Here is a 21,752-nt window from a genome sequence, read left to right as displayed (position 1 = left end):
GGACGGTTGCGTATTACGCTAAATATTGCTGCATGATCAGGCTGTTCGCTTTGTCCACGACGTCGGCGACAGCCGCGCGGCACCGTTCCACATCACGTTTTTCCAGCGCGTCGAGTAATTCATCGTAGCGATAGCTGGCAGCGGGCAGGTCGATGTCCTGATCGTGAAAGTAATTAAAGCAGGGTCCGATCCGCATCCACAGCTGTTCGATCAGCGCGCACAGGGTAGGCATTTCTGCCTGCTTGTACAGGGTAAAGCGGAAGATACGGTTTGCCTCCAGGGATTTCTCCACATCGTTGCTGCTCATGGCGTCGTGAAACGCCTCACTAAGTTTACGAAGCTCATCAAGCTTGCTGTCCGTCATGCGTTCGCAGGCTGCGGCAACCGCCATCATCTCCAGCTCCCGACGGATCCTGTTGACTTCGTCATACCCCACCTGAGTCACTTCTGGCACCAGAAAAGCCTGAGCCGGTGCAGCGTGTAAGACGCCTGCGGAGACCAACCGCAGTAATGCTTCACGAACCGGAGTGATACTGGTGCCTAATTTATCGGCAATCTCTTTCGTCACAAGACGTGACCCTGGCCTGAGTGAACCGGCAATTAACGCCCCTTTAAGCGCCACTTCAACCTGAGTCGTCAGACTCATGCGCTGCGCTTTTTCTATATTATCCAAATCAAGCATGTTCAATTCCTGTAACAGATGCAAAACGCCTTTTCCCAATGGGCAAAAGGCGTGAAGCGACGCGTGATGATATATCCTGTATCTGCATGCCTGGTATTCTTGACCGCATAAAAACAGAACTAAAATTAATAAATTTCTTTAGGTATCTCATCCGTCTTTTTTGCGGATGAGTTATTGTAGACATGTATTATTAAAGACGTTATTCGGATTTTTGCATAGCCCTTAAGGGCGGTTTTACCCGCCCTTACAAGTACTATTCGTTATCCTTCGCGACGCGTATCACGACTTTGCCGAAATTCTTACCTTCCAGCAGGCCGATTAGCGATTCTGGTGCATTGTCAAGCCCATCAACCACTTGCTCCCGATAGTGGATTTTGCCTTCGTTAACCCAGCGGCCCATCTCCTTTTGGAACTCTTCAATGCGATGTCCATAGTCCTGGTTGATGATAAAGCCCTGCATACGAATACGTTTTTTCAGTATCGTCCCCATCAGCAAGGGCAGTCTGTCCGGGCCTTCCGGCAAATCGGTCGCGTTATATCCACTCACCAGACCGCACACCGGAACGCGCGCGCCGGTGTTTAACAGCGGCAGCACGGCGTCGAACACCTTCCCGCCGACGTTTTCGTAATAGACGTCGATCCCGTCCTGGCAGGCCTGCGCCAGCTGGTCGGCGAAATCGTCGGCATGGTGGTCGATACACTGGTCAAAGCCCAGCACCTCGGTTGCGTGGCGGCATTTCTCCGCCCCACCAGCAACACCCACGACCCGGCAGCCTTTCAGCTTGCCAATCTGCCCGACAGTTGCGCCCACCGGACCGGTCGCGGCAGCCACCACCAGTGTTTCGCCCTCTTTTGGCTGGCCAATATCCAGCAGACCCATGTAGGCCGTAAAGCCCGGCATGCCCAGCACGCCTAACGCCCAGGAGGGGTGCTGCGGGTTATCACCCAGCTTGACCAACCCGCTGCCGTCGGAGACGTCATACTCCTGCCAGCCGCTGTAGCCGAGTACCCATTCACCGGCGGTGTAGTCCGGGTGGTTCGACTGCTCGACGCGGCTGACCGTGCCGCCCACCATCACCGCGCCAATCTCAACCGGTGGCGAGTAGGACGGCGCATCGCTCATGCGGCCACGCATATAAGGGTCCAGCGACAACCAGATGGTACGAAGCAGGATCTGCCCGTCAGCAAGCGCAGGCACAGGTTGTTCTTCCAGACGGAAATTGTCGGCAACCGGGGCGCCCTGTGGACGCGAGGCGAGAACCCAACGACGGTTTGATACAGAAGGCTGACTCATAACTCACTCCATTTTACACAAATGTCCTTAGAGACTAGCTGTAGATCCCTCTGCCTGCCTTTGCATTATGAGCCGGATTGATTGAGCCGCACGACCAGATACACGCAGGGTTCAGGGCTTTCATTGATAAAACGGCAATCGTTCGGCGGCCCCAGTTCCAGGCAGTCCCCGGCACGCATTTCGTGGCGGGTATCGCCTTCCTGAAAGACCAGTTCGCCCGACTGCAGCCAGATCAGCTGGCGAGCAAGGGCATAAGAAGAGGCAGGCATGGGCACATCGCTGCCAGCAGGAAGTTCAACCTGCACCAGGTCGATAGGGAGATCGCTGCGCGGTGAGACGTGACGCCGCAGATAGTGCGTTTGCGGGTCGCGCCAGACCGGTTGGTTGGCAAAACGCAACAGCTTACCTTCCTGCAGTTCCGCACGGGCAATAAGCGTAGACATGCTGATGCCAAACGCGCCGGAGAGCCGGGCCAGCATCGTGGCCGTCGGGCTGCTCCCTGAGCGTTCAATTTTATGGATCATCGCCCGGGAGACACCGGCGCGTTCCGCCAGCTCGCTCAGCGACCAGCCGCGGGATTCGCGTTCCAGTCGGATGCGGGCGCTGATCCGTTCATTGATATTGTCTGGCATAGTATTCATCGCGTAATACTATAGTGTAAGTAATGGATTACAAGGTGCTTTTTTCATAACAAAAAGATATGACTTATAGCGTAGCGATAAGTCAGCCAACCTGTGTAATATTGTGACGTTATGTACCACTATAGTGAACACACCCACCCAGAGGATCTCCATGATTATTCGTCACGCCTGCAAAGAGGATTGCGCCGCCATCGGTGAAATCTACAACCATGCGGTTTTGCACACCGCCGCGATCTGGAACGATGCCACGGTCGATACCGATAACCGTATTGCATGGTTTGAAGCGCGTCAGCTGGCCGGCTATCCGGTGCTGGTGAGCGTGGAGAACGAGGTGGTGACGGGCTATGCCTCATTCGGTGACTGGCGCGCATTTGATGGCTTCCGTCATACCGTTGAGCACTCGGTATACGTTCACCCCGGTCATCAGAGCAAAGGCATTGGCCGCGCGCTAATGAAGGCCTTGATCGCAGAGGCGCGTCGCATCGGCAAACACGTGATGGTGGCGGGCATTGAAGCGCAGAACAGCGCCTCCATTCATCTGCATGAGACCCTGGGGTTTGTGACCACCGGCCAGATGCCGCAGGTAGGCACCAAGTTTGGCCGCTGGCTCGACCTGACCTTTATGCAGCTGCAGCTGGACGATCGCACCGACCCGGACGCCATCGGATGAATCAGTCCCTGACGCTGGTGTTTCTGGTGGCGGCAGGCATAGGCCTGGTAGTACAGAACACGCTGATGGTGCGCATCACCCAGACCTCAAGCACCATTCTTATCGCCATGCTGCTCAACTCGTTGGTGGGGATTGTGCTCTTTGTGTCGATCCTGCTGATTAAAAACGGTGTTGCCGGGTTCAGCGAGCTGGTGCATACGGTGCGCTGGTGGACCTTAATTCCCGGCCTGCTGGGATCGTTTTTCGTTTTTGCCAGTATCAGCGGGTATCAGTATGTCGGGGCGGCCACGACCATTGCCGTGCTGGTCGCCAGCCAGTTGATTGGCGGTCTGGTAATGGACGTGGTGCGCAGCCAGGGCGTGCCGCTGAGGGCGCTGATTGGCCCGGTGTGTGGCGCAGTATTGCTGGTGATTGGCGCCTGGCTAGTTGCACGGCGCCAGTTCTGACGTCAGAGGATCACCCCGCCTTTGGTCAGGCTCTCCTGACGGGCTTCCTGCTCCTCTTTATAGTGTTTGCCGTGATGGGCGATGGTCGTGCGCAGACGCTGCTGCTGAACATAGCGATCTTCACGGCTGAGTTCGTTGTCTTCGCTTAATTCGATCAGCAGTTCGTTCATATGCACGATCACGCTTTCGGCTACCGCCGCATCCACGCGGGCAATGACGTCCTCTAAATGTGACATTGTCACTCCTTAGTTGTTGGCCCGGCGGGTTACGCTGGCCGGGCCTGGGATTCATGCCCTCTCCCCGAGGGGAAGAGGGTCAGAGTGAAGGGTTAAATCCGCACTCCACTCAGTTTAATTTCGCCTTCGAGAAATCGCTTCCCATCAGGCTCACGCTATATCCGCTGACGTTGCTGCGGGTAGCATAGAAGGTTTTGCCGTTAGCCAGCGCAATCCACGGGGCCTGCTGGTAGAAGATCTCCTGTGCCTGGCTGTAAAGCTTCGCACGGTCTGCCGGATCGCTGGTGAGCTTCGCTTTTTTCACCAGGTCATCATAGCCCTTGTCGCACCAGCGTGCGGCATTGGAGCCGGTTTTAATACTGTCGCAGCCCAGCAGCACATCGGCAAAGTTATCCGGGTCGCCGTTATCCGACATCCAGCCAAACAGCGCGCTGTCGTGCTCGCCTTTACGCATCCCGGAGAGATATTCGCCCCATTCATACGAAACGATTTTCGCTTTGATGCCCACCTTCGCCCAGTCGTTCTGGATCATCTCGGCAATGCGGCGTGAGTTCGGGTTGTACGGACGTTGCACCGGCATTGACCAGAGCGTCACTTCCGCCCCCTGCTCCAGCCCGGCCTGTTTCAGCAGCGCTTTCGCTTTTTCAGGATCGTAACCGTAGTCTTTTAAATCTTTATTAAAGCCCATCATATTCGGCGGGATCGGCGATTTCGCGACCGTACCGGAACCAAGGAATACCGCATTGATAATGGCGTTTTTGTCGGTGGCGTAGTTCAGCGCCTGGCGCACCAGTACGTTATCAAACGGCTTTTTCTCGGTGTTAAACGCCAGATAGCCAACGTTCAGCGCATCCACCGAGTGCAGGGTCAGATCTTTATTTTTCTTGATCACATCAAACTGCACCGGCGATGGCGCAGGAATGATCTGGCACTCGTTGGTCTGCAGCTTCGCCAGACGGGTTTCGACGTTAGGCGTGATGGAGAAGATCAGATGTTTGGTTGGCACCGCGCCATCCCAGTAGTTCGGGTTAGCCAGATAACGGATCAGCGAGTCAGTTTTATACTGCTGAAGCACGTAAGGGCCGGTACCGATCGGCCAGGTATCGACATTCTCCGGGGTGCCTTTCTTCATCATCGCGTCGGCATATTCCGCGGACAGGATCGAGGCGAAGTCCATCCCCCAGTCGGCAAGGAACGCGGCATTCGGTTCACTCAGCACAAACTGGACGTGGGTGTCATCCACCTTCTTCACCTCCTGGATCAGTTTATCCAGGCCGACGTCATTGAAGTATTCGTAGTTGCCCTGTGACACCTTGTGATACGGATGATTAGGGTCTTTCTGACGCAGCACCGAGAAAATAACGTCATCGGCATTGAAGTCGCGGGTCGGTTTAAAGAATTTATTGCTGTTGAACTTCACCCCTTTGCGCAGGGTAAAGGTATAGGTTTTGCCATCCGGTGAGATGGTCCAGGATTCCGCCAGAGAAGGCACCGGCGTATTTTTCACCGGATCAAAATTAATCAGGCGGTTATAGAGCACCTGCGAGCTGGCGACAAAGGTAGGGCCGGAGCTGGCAATCTGCGGGTTAAACGACTCAGGCGAGGCCTCTGAGCAGTAGATAATGGCGTCGTTATTGGCCGCCCATGCGGCACCTGCCGGCAACAGCGCGCTTAATGCCAGCGCGAGGAGAGTTTTCCCTGTGGACATAGTTATTACCTGTTTGGTTTTATTATATGGAATGGTAATAACAGCACAGCCACTGTTCCCTGGCAAATAACGAAACACTATCAGGTTATTCTAAAGCAGTTATTTCCGCTGATTTTCTCACCAGCAGCGAAACAGTGATTTGCCTTAAGGTACATTCAACGTCAAGCACTTTCCGCGGCCTCAATGCTGTAAGAAATCGCCCCTTTTGCCGTCTCTTCTGCCGTTTGCTTGCCCTCAGATTTCGTAAAGTAGACGCGTGAAAAAGTCTATGGGACCAAATCGTGGCAAAAACCCTTTTACGCAGCGGCAATCTTGATGATTTTCAGGCCGTTGGCGGCGGCGGACAGGCCGTATTTGAATCAGCATTGCAAATCCGTGAGGCCCTGCGCCTGCGCAAACAGCAGTCGATCGTCGAAACCCTGGCGATCCCGCAGGTCAATGATGAAGGCGACCGGGTTGACTGGTATTCGCCCACGGAAGGCACCGTTATCAGCTGGAAAGCCGCCGACGAAGATGCGCGCTTCCGGGCGCTGCGCCTGCTGGAAAGTACCCTGTCCAGCGTCGAGTCCCTGAGCAAAAAATCGCTCCAGTCGCCAAAAACCGCCCAGCAACTGTTTGGTTCCCTGCTGTCAAAAGCGTTTCAGTTCCCGGGGGAAAACTTCCTGTTCCTGGTGGATGGCAAACCGGTGATCACCTTCTGGGGTTTTGTAAACCTCAATGAAAATGCGCGCGAGGATGTTCTCGACTGCCTGCGCGCCTCCCTGCTGCCGGTCCCAATGCCTGCCCCGGTTGAGGAGCCAGAACCCGAGCCGGAACCGGCCCTCGTCTTTGAAAAAGCCGATGAACCGCTGGTTGCCGCCCCGGCGAAGGTCCATATCACCGCCGACGATCTCTACGAGGCGCATCCCGCCCCGGTGATGACCCCTCGCGAGCCAGCGCCAGAGCCGGAACCGACCCCGGTGGCCGTAGCGACCAAAAAACGCCGCGTTCCGCTGTGGTCCCTGCCGGTCGCCGCCGTGGTGATGGCCGCCGTTGCCGCCCCATTGATGTGGCCGAAGCACGCACCCGCCCCAGAGCCGGTTAAAACCGTGGCGGCCGCCCCGGTGGCCATCGAGCCTGAACCGGTCGCCGCCGTTGAACCTCTGCCGCTGAATTTACCCCTGCATCAGGCGGAAGTGGTCGCAGCAAAAGATCCGACCCCAGTCGCGGCTGAGCCGGTGGTGATTACCGCGATCCCGAGAGAGGCGATGGTAATGGAGGCCAGTCAGGTGAAATCCGGCTCGACCCGTTTTCTTAACGGCAGCTGGCGGGTAATGCTGGATGTGACTGACCCGATCACCGGCAAGCCACCGTCACTGCGCTATCAGATTCAAAACAATAAAGGGACGGCCCGCGTCGTTCACGGTGACAACATCGTCTGCCGCGTGGAGGTCTTCTCCGGGCTGCACAGCAACGGTGAGCTGCTGATTAAAACCCGTGGCAATGCCCGCTGCACCGATGGCTCCCGCTATCCGATGCCGGAAATTACCTGTAAAGCCGGTACGAATGATGTGGCGGAATGCAGCGCGCGCTACGACGCAAAAACCGTGGTTCCATTGACATTCAGGAAGGCAGGTGCGTGATCCTATGCTGGTAAATCTTTGCGACTACAAACAGAGCGTCACGCTGATTGCGAACAGTGGCGTGCAGTTTCTTGATTTTGGCCTGACGCCGCAAGACTCCGCCCAGAGTGGACGCTTCGTGCGTAAAACGGCCAACGGCCCTCTGCTGCGCCTGGATTTCGATCTGGTGAATGGCCGCTACACCCTGCCTGCCACAGGCGGTGGACAACCGGAAGTGGTTAAACCCGAAAGCACTATCCTGCTCCAGCAGTCGCTGGCGGTGCTGGATGGCGTCTGGCTGCCGCTGCCGTTTTTCCGCTTTAACCCGCCACGCACCTTTGTTGATGGCCCGGATAACTGGGCACGGGTGCAGGTGCGCAAGCTCGATACCCCGGACAACGCCGGGAACAGCCACCGTGTGACCCTGGCGCTGGACAGCCAGATTGCCGCGCACGCCACCAGCGCCCTGTCGCCGGTGGAGAACGACATTCTCAATGGCACTCGCTTTGCACTTGCCTGGCGCGATGATGAGGTGGCGAACTTCCTCGATCAAACCTGGATTGACGGCTGGCTGCGTGAAGCCTTTACCCAGTACGCCACCGGTGTGGAGAACCGCGCCGAACGCGAGCTACAGCTGGCGATGCGTAACTTTGAGTATCAGGCGCACTGGCTGAACATCCTGGCCATGCTGGGCGAACAGCTCACGGTGCCGGAAGTGAAATTCGTTACCCATACCCTCAGCACCCCGGCTATTCCGGTAGATCTGATTCTGGATGTGGGTAATACCCATACCTGCGGCGTGATCATCGAAGATCACGGCGACGCCAACGACGGTCTGCGTCAGACCGCCGAGCTGCAGGTGCGCTCCCTGAGCGAGCCGCAGTTCCTTAACGAACCGCTGTTTACCAGCCGTCTGGAGTTTTCCGAAGCCCGCTTCGGCAAGCAGCACTTCTCGGTGGAGAGCGGCCGCGAAGATGCCTTTGTCTGGCCTTCTATCGTGCGCGTCGGCGACGAAGCGCGGAAGCTGGCGACCCAGCGTCTGGGCACGGAAGGCAACAGCGGCATCTCCAGCCCGCGCCGCTACCTGTGGGATGAAACCCCGGTGGTGCAGGACTGGCGCTTCAGCCAAATGAACAGCAAAACCCAGCGCGAACCGCTGGCGACCGCCTTCCCGCTGATGAACCTGATGAACGATGATGGCCAGCCGCTGTTCACTCTGCCACAGGATGAGCGTCTGCCCGTCTTTTCGCCGCAGTACAGCCGCAGCACTCTGATGACCCATATGCTGTGCGAACTGCTGGCGCAGGCGCTGGGGCAGATCAACAGCGTGGCTACCCGTCTGCGTCTGGGCTTCCCGGCCTCGCCGCGTCAGCTGCGCACCCTGATCCTCACCCTGCCCTCGGCCATGCCGAAGCAGGAGCGTGAAATCTTCCGCCGCCGCATGTTCGAGGCGATTGCCATCGTCTGGAAAGCGATGGGCTGGCACCCGCAGGATGACGATTTCTCCAGCCGTAAGCAGCAGGAGAAGAGCGTGGTTCCGGTGCCGGAGATCCAGATGGAGTGGGACGAAGCCAGCTGCGGCCAACTGGTCTGGCTCTATAACGAAGCCATTTCCCATTACAACGGCCAGACCGAAGACTTCTTCGCGGCCGTGGCCCGCCCGGATCGCGAACCAGAGCCAGGCTGTGCGCCGGGTCGCGCCCTGCGCGTGGCCTCGATTGATATCGGCGGCGGGACGACCGATATGGCGATCACCCACTACCAGCTCGACGACGGTTCTGGCAGTAACGTCAAAATCACGCCGCAGCTGCTGTTCCGCGAAGGCTTTAAGGTGGCGGGCGATGACACCCTGCTGGATGTGATCCAGCGTTACGTATTGCCTGCCCTGCAAACGCAGCTGCAAAAATCCGGCATTGCTGATGCCTCGTTGCTGATGGCCTCGCTGTTTGGCGATTCGGGGCGCATCGACACCCAGGCAGTGCTGCGCCAGCAGACGGCGTTGCAGCTGTTTATGCCGATTGGACATGCGATCCTCGCTGCCTGGGAAGCCAGCGATATCGACGATCCGCTCGACGGGCTGCACGCCACCTTTGGCGATCTGCTGACCCGCAAGCCCACGCGCAACGTGATGAACTATCTGCAGCAGGCCATCGAACACGCCCTGCCTGCTGGCGCTGAGCCGTTCGACCTGTTCGCCGTGCCGCTGCACGTCAACTTCCGCGAGATGCAGGATGCGATGCTGGCCGGGCACTTTACCCTGGCCGCGCCGCTGCACGCCGTGGCAGAAGCCATCTCCCATTACGCCTGCGATATTCTGCTGATCACCGGGCGTCCTGGCTGTCTGCCAGGGGTACAGGCGCTGATCCGCCATCTGCAGCCGGTGCCTGTCAGCCGGATAGTGTGGCTGGATAAGTACCGGGTGCATGAGTGGTACCCGTTCAGCCAGCAGGGGCGCATCGGCAACCCGAAATCCACTGCGGCTGTCGGGGCGATGCTCTGTAGCCTGGCGCTGGATCTGCGCCTGCCGCGTTTTAACTTTAAGGCGGCGGATATCGGCGCGTACTCGACCGTGCGCTACTTAGGCGTGCTGGATAACACCATTAACACCCTGCGCGACGAGAACGTCTGGTATCAGGATATTGATCTCGACAAGCCGGGAGCGAAGCTGGATACCCGCCTGCACTTCCCGCTGCGCGGCAACGTGACCCTCGGGTTCCGCCAGCTGGCAAACGCCCGCTGGCCGGCCACCCCGCTCTATACGCTGAGCATTAACTCGGCGGAACTGGCAAAATCCATCGCCGGAGACGGCGTGCTGAACGTGCGCCTGCAGCTGCGCGGCGGCACCCGACACGAAGGCCCGGAAGCCTTTGAGCTGAGCGATGCCTGGCTGCAGGACGGTACGCCGGTGCCGCCTGATGCCCTGACCTTTAAACTGAATACCCTGGCCGACCGCAGACACAGCGGGAGCCATTACTGGATCGACAGCGGGAGCGTATACCTGAAATGACAGCCACGACGACCACAACTCAGGCGTTAATCGGGTGGATCAACACAACGCGCCAGCATGCCCCAATCCTCGATAACGACGCCGATGCCCTGCTGGCGAGCCTGGCAGTGGCCAACGCGCGGGAGCACGCGATTGCGCGGGCGCTGACCACCGGGAGCACCATCGGATTGTATGGTCACTCCCAGGCAGCGAAAGCCCACCTGCTCACGACGCTGTGCGGTAGCGATAATCAGCGCATGAACGTGATTATCGGCCAGCGCACCTTTGACTACTTTTCGCATATCAACCCGGGCCATGCCCTGACCAACATGGCGCTGCGCTTCAGCCCGACGGCGGCAGAGGTGGTTGACGACGCCTTTCCGCTGCGCCTGAGCCTGCTTACCGAGGCGGAACTGGTGCAGGTATTCCTTGCCCGCGCCACGCTGCCCGCGGTGGACAAGACCGTGATCGAAGCGCGACTGGAGAAGTGGCGCGCCCTGCGTCAACCCCAGAGCGTACCGGGGATCACCGCCGCCGACGTTGGGACTATCGCCGACTACTGGCGTGATACGGTGCCCGCCGCGTCCCGGCAGATGGACGATGCTCTGTGGCACCAGTTTGCCCTGCTGCTGCCGTCGCTGGATCTGAGCACCCGCGCCAGCGTCTGGTCGCTGCTGTGGGGCGAACAGCAGGAGCTGACCCAGCAGTGGCTGAAGCTGGCGCATATTCTGCACCAGACCAGTCATGCACAGGTGCTGGCTGCGCCGCTGAGTCTGCTGGTGGACAATTTTGGCCTGCCGACCGAAGGTTTCCTCACCCGGGGGGATATCGCCCTGTCGGACGTGCAACAGGCGGTGCTGCATCCCCTGCACAACGGCGAGTTGCTTAACGCCATCAGCATTCCGCTGGATGTGCTGGCCCTGCTGACCCGGGAGCTGATCCTGCCCGTCGAAAACAGCGCGTTGTCAGGCGTGGATATCATTGATATTCCCGCCCCCTCGGCCCAGCCCGATCAGCCGCTGGCTCAGGCGAAGCAGGCGTGGTTGCTGGAACACTATCGCCAGCATCTGCAGCCGGATGTGCTGGTGATCTGCAACGCCACCGCCCATCACAGCCAGACGGCAAAAACTGCTAAAACGCTGCTGAACTGGGTGAAAGCGACCCAACCGGGAGACGATGCAGCCCTGCCAGGGCTGGTGTGGGCGATTACGCCGCAGGATACGCGCTTTACCCGCCGCACTAACCTCGACGAAGCGACGCAACAGCTGCTCGGCAAACCCGGTCAGCACTGGGGCACCCTGCAGGCGCTGGACAGCAGCAGCATGCAGCGAGTGATCGAGTGGCTGTCTCAGGCGACCTTACCCTCCCAGCGCCAGAAGCGCCTGTTGGCGCTGCGCCAGCGCCAACAGCGGGAGCTGCATCAGCTTATGCAGGGATATCTGACGCCGTTGACCCAGGAGCCTGCCGCGCAGCGCAGCGCCGCCGAAGCCATGGTGCGTACCCTGCAAGGAAGCGCTGCCCGCCACGGGGAGCTGCTGGAAGGGTTACTCCCACCGCTGCGCGCGTTTGAAACGCTGCTCGCCGTACAGCAGCCGCGGGAAGAGCAGGTCAATGGCCTGTTTACCGATGCCATCGACCTGTTTGCTGACAGCGCTCAGGAAACGGATGAGATATGGCAGCCGACCGACAAAGCGCGGCTCGCCCATCACGTCTGGGTGAATCACCTGCGTCAGTGGAGCCGGGATGAGGCTGTCGCCAGCCGTCTCGGCCTGGATAACGCGGTGCTGCAACAGATTAGCGATGTCCTGGTGATCGCCAGCTATCGTCTGAACCTGCTCGCCCAGCTGAAGAAAATTGTCGATACCGATAAAAGCAGCGCCGCGCAGCTGCATGCCGCGCTGGGGAATTTCGTCGGGTGGGTTGGCTATGCCCAGACGCCTGCTTCTGATCGTCCAGCCAGCCGCATCCGCAAGGGGCAGCCGGTATTTGTGACACCAACGGTCAACAGCAGCGCACCCCGCTTAACCCGTCTGGGAGAGCAGCCGGTGCATGCCGCGACCGCTTATGTCTATGACTGGCTGGTGGCGTTGTATACCCAGGCGATTGAGAACATCGGGTATCAGCATCCCCACGATATAACGATGGCGGATCGCCAGGCGTTGCAGAGCTTGCTCGCCTGATACTGAGGCCTGATGGCGCTACGCTTATCAGGCCTGGAATACCGGCCCGTATCAATGCGGGTCGTTTCTCTCTGACAGGCAATCAGATAACACCTTCGCCAGCGCCGACGGATTCTCCCAGGACATCGAATGGCCTGCATCGCGGATGATTTTTACCTCAACACCCTGCTGACGCATCTCGTCTACGTCGGGATCGGGCAGCGAAAGTTCGCCAAAAATCAGCCATACCGGGCAAGGTAACGTTAGATAACGTGCGCTCCAGCTGGGGTGTACCCCTTCGACCAGACTGGCTGCACCGCGCCACACTGCCCAGGGGGCAGTGCTTTGCAAGCATCCTTTCCAGGGTGAGGTTTCAGCCTCCAGCATGGCCTGATAACCGTTACGCACAAAATCCTCTTCCGTTCGGGCGGCAATGCCCCGACTAAAGGTGCCACCGCCACCGTGGAAATTGGGTTCGGAAACAATCAGACCCAGCAGGCGGCTATCGGCCAGCTCTGCCGCTTCGATTGCGATGCTGCCGCCCATGCTGTGCCCATACAGCCAGAATGACGTTATCGCTAAATGATCGAGCAGCTCGATGACCACCTTCGCCTGCGCCGAGGTCTGATAGCTGAATGTTTCAGGTTTATCGCTGTAACCACTGCCAGGAAGATCGATAAGAATGGCCCGGCGGGAACCGAACTGAGGATCGCAGACGATACGAGGATATTCGTAAGAAGAAGCACAGCCGAGACCATGAATAAAAACCAGCGGTTCGCCGTGTCCGGGCAGTTCCTGCCAGCGCACCGTGCAACGGGCCTGGTGGGAATAGAAGCTGTTCATAAGCACTCCTTTTCTGATGACTGATTATTTATACAGTTCATCACCGAAGGATGCTATCGCCAGATGTTGTAGGCCAGATAAGGCACCTGCCCCGCATTCGGCAAAAAGCCGCACCGGAGCAGCATTCAGAAAAGGGAAATCAGCAGTGCAACCGGAAAACTCATCGGCCAGGTAGACCCCACCAGGAAGGCGCTCAGAAAGCGGATGCGTTTGCGATCTTTGGAGAGAAACCAGGTGATAAGGGCACTGATGGCCGCCATGACGGCATAAAACATTAACATTTTTTGATACAACGTCATCTCATTCACCTTGTCTGCTGTGCAATAACCGCGCGCAATATGCGGCAAATGTTGAGACAGATCAAGTTTTTCGTTACAAATTAGCCACATTGATTTTAGGGTTACTAACAAAAGAGTAGCTTTTGCTACATCTTTTAACCCGAACTGCCTTCCCCTACAAACAAAAAGGGCCGCATTATGCGGCCCTGGATCCCGGGACTACTTCTTCACCGGCTGAGGCTTTTTATTACCCGAGTCGGGCACTTTACGGGATTTGTCTTTATCAACGTGTAACATCAGACTCTCCTTTGTGACCTTCGGAATAAGTAAGTATAGCCTGCTTCGGGAGTACCACTTTAAAGTGCATTTTAAATGCACATTCTGCCAAATCTGCATTGTCCTTTAGTGCTGTAATAGTCCCAGGTTTTACAGGGAGAACATTATGCTGCCTATTCCGAAAAGTTGTATTCACACCCGCTCAACGCCCTTCTGGAACAAAGACACCGCGCCTGCGGGAATTTTCAAACGCCATCTGGATACCGGCACCCAACCCGGCGTCTATCCGCGTCTCAGCGTGATGCAGGGCGCGGTGCGATACCTCGGCTATGCCGACGAAACCTCGCCTGAACCGGACAGCGTCCTGGTCATTGAGGCCGGGCATTTTGGCGTATTTCCACCTGAACGCTGGCACCACATCGAAGTGATGACCGACGATACCTATTTCAATATCGACTTTTTCGTTGAACCCGACGTTTTAAGAAAGTCGTAAACAGAGAAGGAGTAACTTCATGGGCAAGGCAACTTATACCGTCACCGTCACTAACAATAGCAACGGTGTGTCGGTGGATTACGAGACGGACGCCCCGATGGAGCTGATGATCCCGGACGTAGCCGCGCAGGTGGTCAAAGACCTGGTGAATACCGTGCGCGCTTACGACACTGAAAATGAGCACGAGGTCTGCGGCTGGTAGCTGCCCCCGTTACCCTTTCAGCAGTTCCAACACCGTCTGCGGCACCTGATTGGCCATTTTCAGGGCCGCATTCTGGCTTTGATCCAGAATCTGCGCCCGGGCCAGTTGGCTGGCCTCGGCGGCGTAGTCGGCATCCTGTATCCGGCTGCGGGCCGCTTGCAGGGAGATGTTCTGCTGGGACAGCACGGCCTTGCTGGATTCGAACCGGTTGATCACCGCGCCATACTGCGCGCGATAGCCGCTCACCTTTTCCAGCGCGGCATCCAGTAACCCCATACACTTTTTGGCCCCCGCCTCGGTGATCATATCAGTGCTTTCCAGTTGCAGCGTCTTCAGATCCGTTGGCGTCGGCTCAATGGTGGTGGACTGCATGGCTTCACCGAAATTGGCGCTGGTCGCCACTTCTATAGGGCGGCTCTGTTTTGGCGGCACGGTAGGCGTAATCGACGGTGTCGGCAAATTTCCCCAGGTGATGTTGCTGGTAAAAGAACCGCTGCCCACCACCATCACCAGCAAATCTTCCGTCACGGTATCCAGCGTGATGCGTTCAAGGCGGTTCGAACCGTTGGCACCGTCGTTCCAGGCCCCGGACGCCTTATCTTCATAGCGATCGCCATCCCCGCTATAGGAGATGTTCATCCCGTTATAGTTAAGCGTTTCACCGCTGTAACTCCAGCTGGGACCGCCGTCAATAAGCTGCGAGTCATCATAGACCGCCCCGCTGCTGAAACCGTTTTTGGCCGTCAGCACCGAGGCGGTCGCTTTCGCGCCATCGGTGATGCCGCGGCTCACCCAGGTATAATCCGCATCCGGGCCGTTTAATGGCGTGCCCGCGAGATGTTTACCATCCCGGGTAAATATCTGCAGATCGTCATCCAGACCCAGCGAATCAATGTTAATAGTGATATTGGTCGACCCGGCCGGAATATAGGCCAGCGGAATAACACCGGAACTGAAAGAATAATCGGTGCCCGCTACCGGGAATTTACGATCCAGCGGCATAACATCGCCAATTAATTGCGGCGGTAATACAGGCTTATCGGTCGCCAGCGGATATTGCCCGAAGATCTCGGTTTGCTCGGAGATTTGGGTAATTGTTCCCAGTATCTGCTGATACTCCTGGTTGATACTGTCCCGGTCGGACTGCGATAAGGTGCCGTTTGCCGCCTGAATGGCCAGGCTTTTGGCTTTGATCAGCATCGCGCTGACGTCGCTCAGGCTCCCTTCTGCCGTCTGCGCCAGGCTTATCGCGTCATCCAGCCCACGTGAGATCGCCTTGTCCGCATTGATGTTGGCGAACATCCGGTTGCCAATGGCCTGCCCGGCGGCATCATCCTTCGCGCTGTTGATACGCAAGCCGGATGAGAGCCGTTCAATCGTCTGGGCCAGTAAAGTACTGTTAGCATTCCGGGACTTAAGTGAGAGCCCGGCAATCTCGTTATGATTAATTGCAAGCATGGTCAGGGCGATTTTATTATGGATTTACTTCGGTATCGGCGGCCAGGCGATTTAATTTAGGGCGACAGGTGAAAAAAGCTGACGATATATTCTTGCGGGAAGAAGAATGTTAAATATTTAATATATTCACAAAAAGAATATTTATCACCGCCGGTGAGATTTCTCTCTGCCGGCGGTGATAAGTCATTAATGTTTAATCATTACATGCCTGACTACGGTGTAATCCTCCAGGCCATACACCGACATATCCTTGCCGTAGCCCGACATTTTCATCCCGCCATGGGGCATTTCGCTGACCAGCATAAAGTGGGTATTCACCCAGGTGCAGCCATACTGCAGGTGCGCGCTGATGCGGTGTGCGCGGCCCACGTCCTGAGTCCACACCGAGGAGGCCAGGCCGTATTGCGACGCGTTGGCCCAGGCCAGAACCTGCTCCTCATCGTCGAATTCCGTCACACTCACTACCGGGCCAAACACTTCCCGCTGGACAATGGCATCTTCCTGTTTCGCGCCTGCCAACAGGGTCGGCTGGAACCAGTAGCCTTTGCCGTCGTGCTTGCTGCCGCCGGTGATGACCTGCACATGCCCGAGGGCTTTGGCCTCATCCACGGCTTTGCATACCCGGTCGAGATGCGCCTGCGAACTTAGCGGGCCAAGCTCGGTGCTTTCGTCATCCGGGGCGCCGATTTTCAGGCTGGCGACCGCGGCACCCAGTTTCTCCACCAGCGCCGGATAAATGCCCTTTTGCGCGTAGATACGACAGGCGGCGGTACAGTCCTGCCCGGCGTTGTAGAAGCCAAAGGTGCGTACCCCCTCCACCACCGCGTCGAGATCCGCGTCATCAAAGACGATCACCGGCGCTTTACCGCCCAGCTCCATGTGGGTGCGCTTGATGGACGAGGCGGTATGTCCAATGATGTGCTCCCCCGTGGCGATAGAGCCGGTAAGCGATACCATCCGCACTTTTTCATGCCCGGTCAGCGGGTCACCCACGGTTTTGCCCCGCCCGAACAGCACATTAAGTACCCCGGCCGGGAAGATGGTTTTTGCCAGTTCAGCCAGTTTCAGGGCGGTGAGCGGCGTGATCTCAGAGGGTTTAAGCACCACGCAGTTCCCGGCGGCCAGTGCCGGGGCCAGCTTCCATGCCGCCATCATCAGCGGATAGTTCCAGGGGGCAATCGACGCGACAACGCCCACCGGGTCGCGACGGATCAACGAGGTGTGTCCCTCCAGATATTCCCCCGCCGCCGAACCGTTCAGGGTACGCGCCGCGCCAGCAAAGAAGCGAAACACGTCGGCTATGGCCGGAATTTCATCCCCCAGTACGCAGTGCAGGGGTTTGCCGCAGTTTTGCGACTCCAGCCGCGCCAGGGTGTCGGCATTGGCCTCAATGGTATCCGCCAGCCTGAGCAGGCACTCGGCGCGGCTTTTTGGCGTGGTGCGCCCCCAGCTGGCGAAGGCCCGGTCGGCGGCCTGTACGGCAGCATCCACCTGGGCGGCTGAGGCTTCTGCGATCTCCAGCAGCACCTCGCCAGTGGCAGGGTTATAGACCGGCTGCTTTTCCCCTTCGCCGTTGACCAGTTCACCATTAATCAGCAGTTGCGTTTGCATAGTATTGTCCTGTTTGAATCAACGTTATTTCCCGCTTCCGGCAACATCTTCGCCGTCGCGGGTTAGCCACCAGGCCCCCAGAATGGGAATGGCGGTCACCAGCATGACCAGCAGGGCCACCACGTTAGTCACCGGCACATCGCGCGGGCGGCCGAGCTGGTTTAACAGCCACAGCGGCAAGGTGCGCTCATGTCCGGCGGTAAAGGTCGTGACGATGATCTCGTCAAACGACAGGGCGAACGCCAGCATTCCCCCCGCCAGCAGCGCCGACCCCAGATTGGGCAGCACCACATAGCGGAAGGTTTGCCAGCCGTTAGCGCCCAAATCCATTGACGCCTCGATCAGGCTCCACGAGGTACGCCGGAAACGGGCAATCACATTATTGAACACCACCACCACGCAGAACGTGGCGTGACCGAGAATGATGGTGAAGAAACCTGGCTCCAGATTGATGGTTTTGAACGCCGTCAGCAGCGCCAGACCGGTGATGATCCCCGGCAGCGCAATCGGCAGGATCAGCATCAGCGATACCGCGTTCTTACCAAAAAATTCCCGCCGCCATAATGCCGCTGCCGCCAGGGTGCCCAGCACCAGAGCAATCACCGTTGAGAGGGCTGCGATTTTCAGTGACAAGATGACCGATTCGATAATGTCGCTGCGCCCTGCCGCCGCGCTAAACCACTTCAGCGTCAGCCCCTGCGGCGGAAAACTGAACGCCGCATCCTCAGTATTAAAAGCATAGATGGCAATAATCAGCAGCGGGAAGTGCAGGAAGATCACCCCGCCCCAGGTGGCGATTTTCAGAAACAACGGTGCGCGTTCAGAGTGCATCAAACGCTCCCAGGCGCTTCACGAACGCCAGATAGACAGTAATGAGAACAATCGGCACCAGCGTAAAGGCGGCTGCCATCGGCATATTGCCGATCGCCCCCTGCTGGGAGTAAACCATCTGCCCAATAAAGTATCCCGGCGGGCCGACGAGCTGCGGCACGATAAAATCGCCCAGCGTCAGCGAAAAGGTGAAGATCGACCCGGCGGCAATGCCCGGGATCGCCAGCGGCAGGACGACATAGCGGAAGGTCTGACGGGGTCTGGCCCCGAGATCGGCAGAGGCTTGCAGCATTGAGGCGGGCAGACGTTCAAGTGCCGCCTGCACCGGCAGGATCATAAACGGCAGCCAGATATAGACGAACACCAGGAACCGCCCCAGCCCGGAGGTCGAAAGCGTACTGCCCCCGATTCCCGGCACCGTCAACAGCGAGGTCAGCAGCGGCTCCAGCCCCATATGGCTCAGAAACCACTGCGCCACGCCGTCTTTCGCCAGCAGCAGCGTCCAGGCGTAGGCTTTAACGATATAGCTGGCCCACATCGGCAGCATCACCGCGATATAGAAAAAGGCTTTCCACTTGCCGCGGGTGTAACGCGCCATATACCAGGCCATGGGAAACGCCAGAATCGCGCAGCAAAGGGTGACGGCAATCGCCATCGTCAGGGTGCGGAGAATGATGTCGTAGTTGGCCGGGTTAAAGAGCGCGCGGATGTTGGCGAAAGTCAGGTCAGGCGTTACCGACATGGTGAAGTCATCGAAGGTGTAGAACCCCTGCCACAGCAGGGCAAACAATGACCCTAGATAGACAATGCCAAACCACATCAACGGGCCGAGCAGGAGTAAGAACAGCCCCAGCGCCGGTCTGCGCCAGAACAGCGCCGACAGACGCCCTGAAAGACCGTGCGAGGCCGGCGGAGGCGAAACGCTCATGTCCATTTCACCCCTCCTCATGCAGCGGCACCATGGCGTCGCGCGCCCACGAGGCGGTGACCATCTGCCCTGGTTCCAACCCCGTCCCCGGCGTGGTTCCGGCCAGGTTCGCCTGACTTACCAGCAGTTTTTCGCCTTCGGCAAGGCGTAGCTCGAAACGGGTGGCCGCCCCCTGGAACTGTACGGCCTGCACCCGGCCCTGAACCTGAATCTCACCTTCCCCATCGAGGCGAATATGTTCCGGGCGCAGGGAGTAGCTTCCCGACAGGCCGCAGACACGTTGCGCCAGGGCATCGGTGAAGACGTTCGACGTGCCAACGAAGCTGGCCACGAACGGCGTGCGCGGGCGGAGATAGAGTTCGTGCGGGGTATCCACCTGCTCGATACGGCCATTATTGAACACCGCCACCCGATCCGACATCGACAGGGCTTCGCCCTGGTCGTGGGTCACGAAAATAAAGGTGATGCCCAGCTCCTGCTGCAATTTTTTCAGTTCAAACTGCATCTGCTCGCGCAATTTCAGGTCCAGCGCCCCGAGGGGTTCATCCAGCAGCAGAACCCGGGGTTGATTGACCAGCGCCCGGGCTATCGCAACCCGTTGACGCTGGCCGCCCGACAGCTGCGAGGGTTTGCGGGTTTCCGCGAAACTTAAGCCGACCTTCTCCAGGGCTTCCCGCGCCTGGGCCTGACGGGTGGTTTTGTTGATCCCTTTTACCATCAACCCATAGGCGACGTTTTCGAGGATTGTCATGTGGGGAAAGAGCGCGTAGTCCTGAAAGACGGTGTTGACGTCGCGCTCCCAAGGCGGGAGTTCGCTGGCATCTTTGCCAAAGATAGCGATGGAACCACCGCTGAGCTGTTCAAAGCCCGCAATCAGGCGCAGGCAGGTGGTTTTGCCGGAGCCGGAAGGCCCCAGCATCGAGAAAAACTCGCCGTCACGAATCCGGATCGTTACCCCGTCCACCGCACGCACGTCGCCATACAGGCGTGAGACATCATTAAACTCTACTGCGTACGTCATAATCCGCTCCCTGGCGCTTAACGACCACCCATGATGGCAATGTAGTCCTGAACCCAGCGGCTGTAAGGCACAAATTTGCCGCCGTTGGCGACAGGCGTTTTCCAGAACATGATCTTGTCGAAGTAGTTATAGCCGTTGGTTTCGCAGCCTTTATCCCCCAGCAGGGTGCTGGCTTTACAGCCTTCCGCCACCACCGGCAGCGATCCGAACCAGCCTGCCAGATCGCCCTGCACTTTTGGCGTCAGCGACCAGTTCATCCACTTGTAGGCACACATCGGGTGTTTGGCATCGGCGTGCAGCATGGTGGTATCGGCCCAGCCCGTCACACCCTCTTTCGGGAAGACGGTGCCAATCGGCTGATTCTCGCCTTTCAGGGCGTTGGCCTGGTACGGCCAGGCGCTGGAGGCAACCACCCCTTCGTTTTTGAAATCACTCATCTGGACGGTGGTGTCATGCCAGTAGCGATGGATAAGCGGATGCTGGTCTTTCAACACTTTGACCACCGCCGCGTACTGCTCTTCCGTCAGCTGATAGGGGTCGGTGATCCCCAGTTCCGGCTGCGTGGCTTTGACGTACAGCGCCGCATCGGCGACATAGATCGGGCCATCGTAGGCCTGGACCCGCCCTTTGTTGGATTTACCGTCCGGGAGGGTTTGTTGCTTGAACACCACGCCCCAGGTATCCGGCGGGGTCGGGAAGGTTTTGGTGTTGTACATCAGCAGGTTGGGCCCCCACTGATAAGGCGTGCCGTAGGCTTTGCCGTCGACGTTAAACCACTCTCCCTTAACGATCCGCGGGTCGAGGGTTTTCCAGTTGGGGATTAAGTCAGGGTTAATCGGCTGAACGCGTTTACCCATGATCAGGCGCAGAGAGGCATCGCCGGAGGCAGTGACCAGGTCATATCCGCCCTTCGCCATCAGGCTGACCATCTCATCAGAGGTGGCTGCGGTTTTGACGTTGACCTTACAGCCGGTCTCTTTTTCAAACGCGGTCACCCAGTCGTAGGCTTTGTCGGTCTCGCCACGTTCGATATAGCCCGGCCAGGCAATGATATCCAGTCGCCCTTCGCCCTGACCGATCGCTTTTGGAGGCTCTGCCGCCTGCGCAGTCAAAACAGTCATACCGAGCGCGCACAGGCTGCTACGGGCAAATTTTTTGCTCATACCTATTACTCCTGTCGTAATGAATTCAGAAGGCAGCCGTGCCGATAAGAATATCTCCTTAATTAAACGTAGACCGCGCCATTGCCGCCCACCCGGCGGGCTGTAGAAATTTCACCAGGTTGTGACCGGGGGCGCATTCCCCGGTAACTGGATTATAGACAAGGGGTTAGCCGTTGCGGGCAATATGCATATTTCCTATGGGCGACAATAAAAAAACGCCGCAAA

At 58.0% G+C, this 21,752-nt stretch carries 20 protein-coding genes; 7 read left to right on the top strand and 13 right to left on the bottom strand.

Annotation, left to right across the window (positions count from 1 at the left end):
* Positions 1-13 precede the first annotated feature (13 nt).
* From C3F35_RS23045 to C3F35_RS23035, 3 genes are all read right to left on the bottom strand, one after another.
* The gene (locus C3F35_RS23045) at positions 14-682 is read right to left on the bottom strand and encodes a GntR family transcriptional regulator (RefSeq protein WP_032618146.1); all 669 of its coding nucleotides are present in this window, start codon (positions 680-682) and stop codon (positions 14-16) included.
* A gap of 253 nt (positions 683-935) precedes the next feature.
* The gene (locus C3F35_RS23040) at positions 936-1,976 is read right to left on the bottom strand and encodes an NADP-dependent oxidoreductase (RefSeq protein WP_077227833.1); all 1,041 of its coding nucleotides are present in this window, start codon (positions 1,974-1,976) and stop codon (positions 936-938) included.
* A 65-nt stretch (positions 1,977-2,041) separates the two neighbouring features.
* Positions 2,042-2,617, bottom strand: coding sequence for a helix-turn-helix domain-containing protein (locus tag C3F35_RS23035; protein WP_032618144.1), 576 nt, complete (start codon positions 2,615-2,617; stop codon positions 2,042-2,044).
* Between the two features lie 151 nt (positions 2,618-2,768).
* Between C3F35_RS23035 and C3F35_RS23030 the strand changes: the two genes are divergently transcribed.
* Positions 2,769-3,287, top strand: coding sequence for a GNAT family N-acetyltransferase (locus tag C3F35_RS23030; protein WP_103792307.1), 519 nt, complete (start codon positions 2,769-2,771; stop codon positions 3,285-3,287).
* Positions 3,284-3,733, top strand: a complete 450-nt coding sequence (locus C3F35_RS23025) for a DMT family transporter (RefSeq protein WP_059307865.1) — start codon at positions 3,284-3,286, stop codon at positions 3,731-3,733. Before C3F35_RS23030 ends, C3F35_RS23025 begins: the two co-directional genes overlap by 4 nt.
* A 2-nt stretch (positions 3,734-3,735) precedes the next feature.
* Here the strand turns inward: C3F35_RS23025 and C3F35_RS23020 are convergent, their stop codons facing one another.
* Together C3F35_RS23020 and C3F35_RS23015 are read right to left on the bottom strand one after the other, a co-directional pair.
* Positions 3,736-3,969, bottom strand: a complete 234-nt coding sequence (locus C3F35_RS23020; RefSeq protein WP_032618141.1) for a YdcY family protein — start codon at positions 3,967-3,969, stop codon at positions 3,736-3,738.
* 109 nt (positions 3,970-4,078) lie between these two features.
* Positions 4,079-5,677, bottom strand: coding sequence for an ABC transporter substrate-binding protein (locus tag C3F35_RS23015; RefSeq protein WP_103792306.1), 1,599 nt, complete (start codon positions 5,675-5,677; stop codon positions 4,079-4,081).
* Between the two features lie 281 nt (positions 5,678-5,958).
* Between C3F35_RS23015 and C3F35_RS23010 the strand changes: the two genes are divergently transcribed.
* Genes C3F35_RS23010 through C3F35_RS23000 form a run of 3 tightly spaced genes read left to right on the top strand, consistent with a single transcriptional unit; the run spans position 5,959 to position 12,444 of the window.
* Positions 5,959-7,299: an SrfA family protein gene (locus tag C3F35_RS23010; protein WP_103792305.1), complete on the top strand. Its 1,341-nt coding sequence runs from the start codon at positions 5,959-5,961 to the stop codon at positions 7,297-7,299.
* A 4-nt stretch (positions 7,300-7,303) separates the two neighbouring features.
* A complete protein-coding gene (locus tag C3F35_RS23005; RefSeq protein WP_077227846.1) occupies positions 7,304-10,285 on the top strand; it encodes a virulence factor SrfB in 2,982 nt (993 codons plus the stop codon).
* Positions 10,282-12,444: a virulence factor SrfC family protein gene (locus tag C3F35_RS23000; protein WP_103792304.1), complete on the top strand. Its 2,163-nt coding sequence runs from the start codon at positions 10,282-10,284 to the stop codon at positions 12,442-12,444. The genes C3F35_RS23005 and C3F35_RS23000 overlap by 4 nt, the downstream gene beginning before the upstream one ends.
* Positions 12,445-12,495: 51 nt before the next feature.
* Here C3F35_RS23000 and C3F35_RS22995 read toward each other — a convergent pair whose 3' ends face one another.
* Positions 12,496-13,266: an alpha/beta fold hydrolase gene (locus C3F35_RS22995; RefSeq protein ID WP_077227836.1), complete on the bottom strand. Its 771-nt coding sequence runs from the start codon at positions 13,264-13,266 to the stop codon at positions 12,496-12,498.
* Positions 13,267-13,391: 125 nt separating this feature from the next.
* Positions 13,392-13,565 (bottom strand): GhoT/OrtT family toxin, encoded by a 174-nt coding sequence (locus C3F35_RS22990; RefSeq protein ID WP_032610845.1) that lies wholly within the window; start codon positions 13,563-13,565, stop codon positions 13,392-13,394.
* A 421-nt stretch (positions 13,566-13,986) separates the two neighbouring features.
* On the opposite strand from C3F35_RS22990, the gene C3F35_RS22985 reads away from it, so the two are divergent.
* Together C3F35_RS22985 and C3F35_RS22980 are read left to right on the top strand one after the other, a co-directional pair.
* On the top strand, positions 13,987-14,313 hold the full coding sequence (locus C3F35_RS22985; protein WP_032610847.1) for a DUF1971 domain-containing protein: 327 nt from the start codon (positions 13,987-13,989) through the stop codon (positions 14,311-14,313).
* Positions 14,314-14,332: 19 nt separating this feature from the next.
* Positions 14,333-14,515, top strand: coding sequence for a DUF1869 domain-containing protein (locus C3F35_RS22980; RefSeq protein WP_059307860.1), 183 nt, complete (start codon positions 14,333-14,335; stop codon positions 14,513-14,515).
* Positions 14,516-14,524: 9 nt separating this feature from the next.
* Here C3F35_RS22980 and C3F35_RS22975 read toward each other — a convergent pair whose 3' ends face one another.
* The 6 genes from C3F35_RS22975 to ydcS form a co-directional block, all read right to left on the bottom strand.
* Positions 14,525-15,973, bottom strand: coding sequence for a flagellin N-terminal helical domain-containing protein (locus C3F35_RS22975; protein WP_071886449.1), 1,449 nt, complete (start codon positions 15,971-15,973; stop codon positions 14,525-14,527).
* A 186-nt stretch (positions 15,974-16,159) separates the two neighbouring features.
* Positions 16,160-17,584: an aminobutyraldehyde dehydrogenase gene (gene patD, locus C3F35_RS22970; protein WP_103792303.1), complete on the bottom strand. Its 1,425-nt coding sequence runs from the start codon at positions 17,582-17,584 to the stop codon at positions 16,160-16,162.
* Positions 17,585-17,608: 24 nt separating this feature from the next.
* Complete coding sequence (locus C3F35_RS22965) at positions 17,609-18,415, bottom strand: ABC transporter permease (RefSeq protein ID WP_032610856.1); 807 nt, start codon at positions 18,413-18,415, stop codon at positions 17,609-17,611.
* Positions 18,405-19,349, bottom strand: coding sequence for an ABC transporter permease (locus C3F35_RS22960; RefSeq protein ID WP_103792302.1), 945 nt, complete (start codon positions 19,347-19,349; stop codon positions 18,405-18,407). Before C3F35_RS22960 ends, C3F35_RS22965 begins: the two co-directional genes overlap by 11 nt.
* A 1-nt stretch (position 19,350) precedes the next feature.
* Positions 19,351-20,364 carry an ABC transporter ATP-binding protein gene (locus C3F35_RS22955; protein WP_103792301.1) on the bottom strand — a complete coding sequence of 338 codons (1,014 nt, stop codon included), beginning with the start codon at positions 20,362-20,364 and terminating at the stop codon, positions 19,351-19,353.
* Between the two features lie 17 nt (positions 20,365-20,381).
* Positions 20,382-21,527, bottom strand: a complete 1,146-nt coding sequence (gene ydcS, locus C3F35_RS22950) for a putative ABC transporter substrate-binding protein YdcS (protein ID WP_103792300.1) — start codon at positions 21,525-21,527, stop codon at positions 20,382-20,384.
* Between the last annotated feature and the right edge of the window lie 225 nt (positions 21,528-21,752).

The sequence above is a fragment of the Leclercia sp. LSNIH3 genome (genome assembly GCF_002935105.1).
Lineage (GTDB): Bacteria > Pseudomonadota > Gammaproteobacteria > Enterobacterales > Enterobacteriaceae > Enterobacter > Enterobacter adecarboxylatus.
Note: the sequence above shows the minus strand (reverse complement) of the source record. Positions and strands in the feature narration are given on the sequence as shown.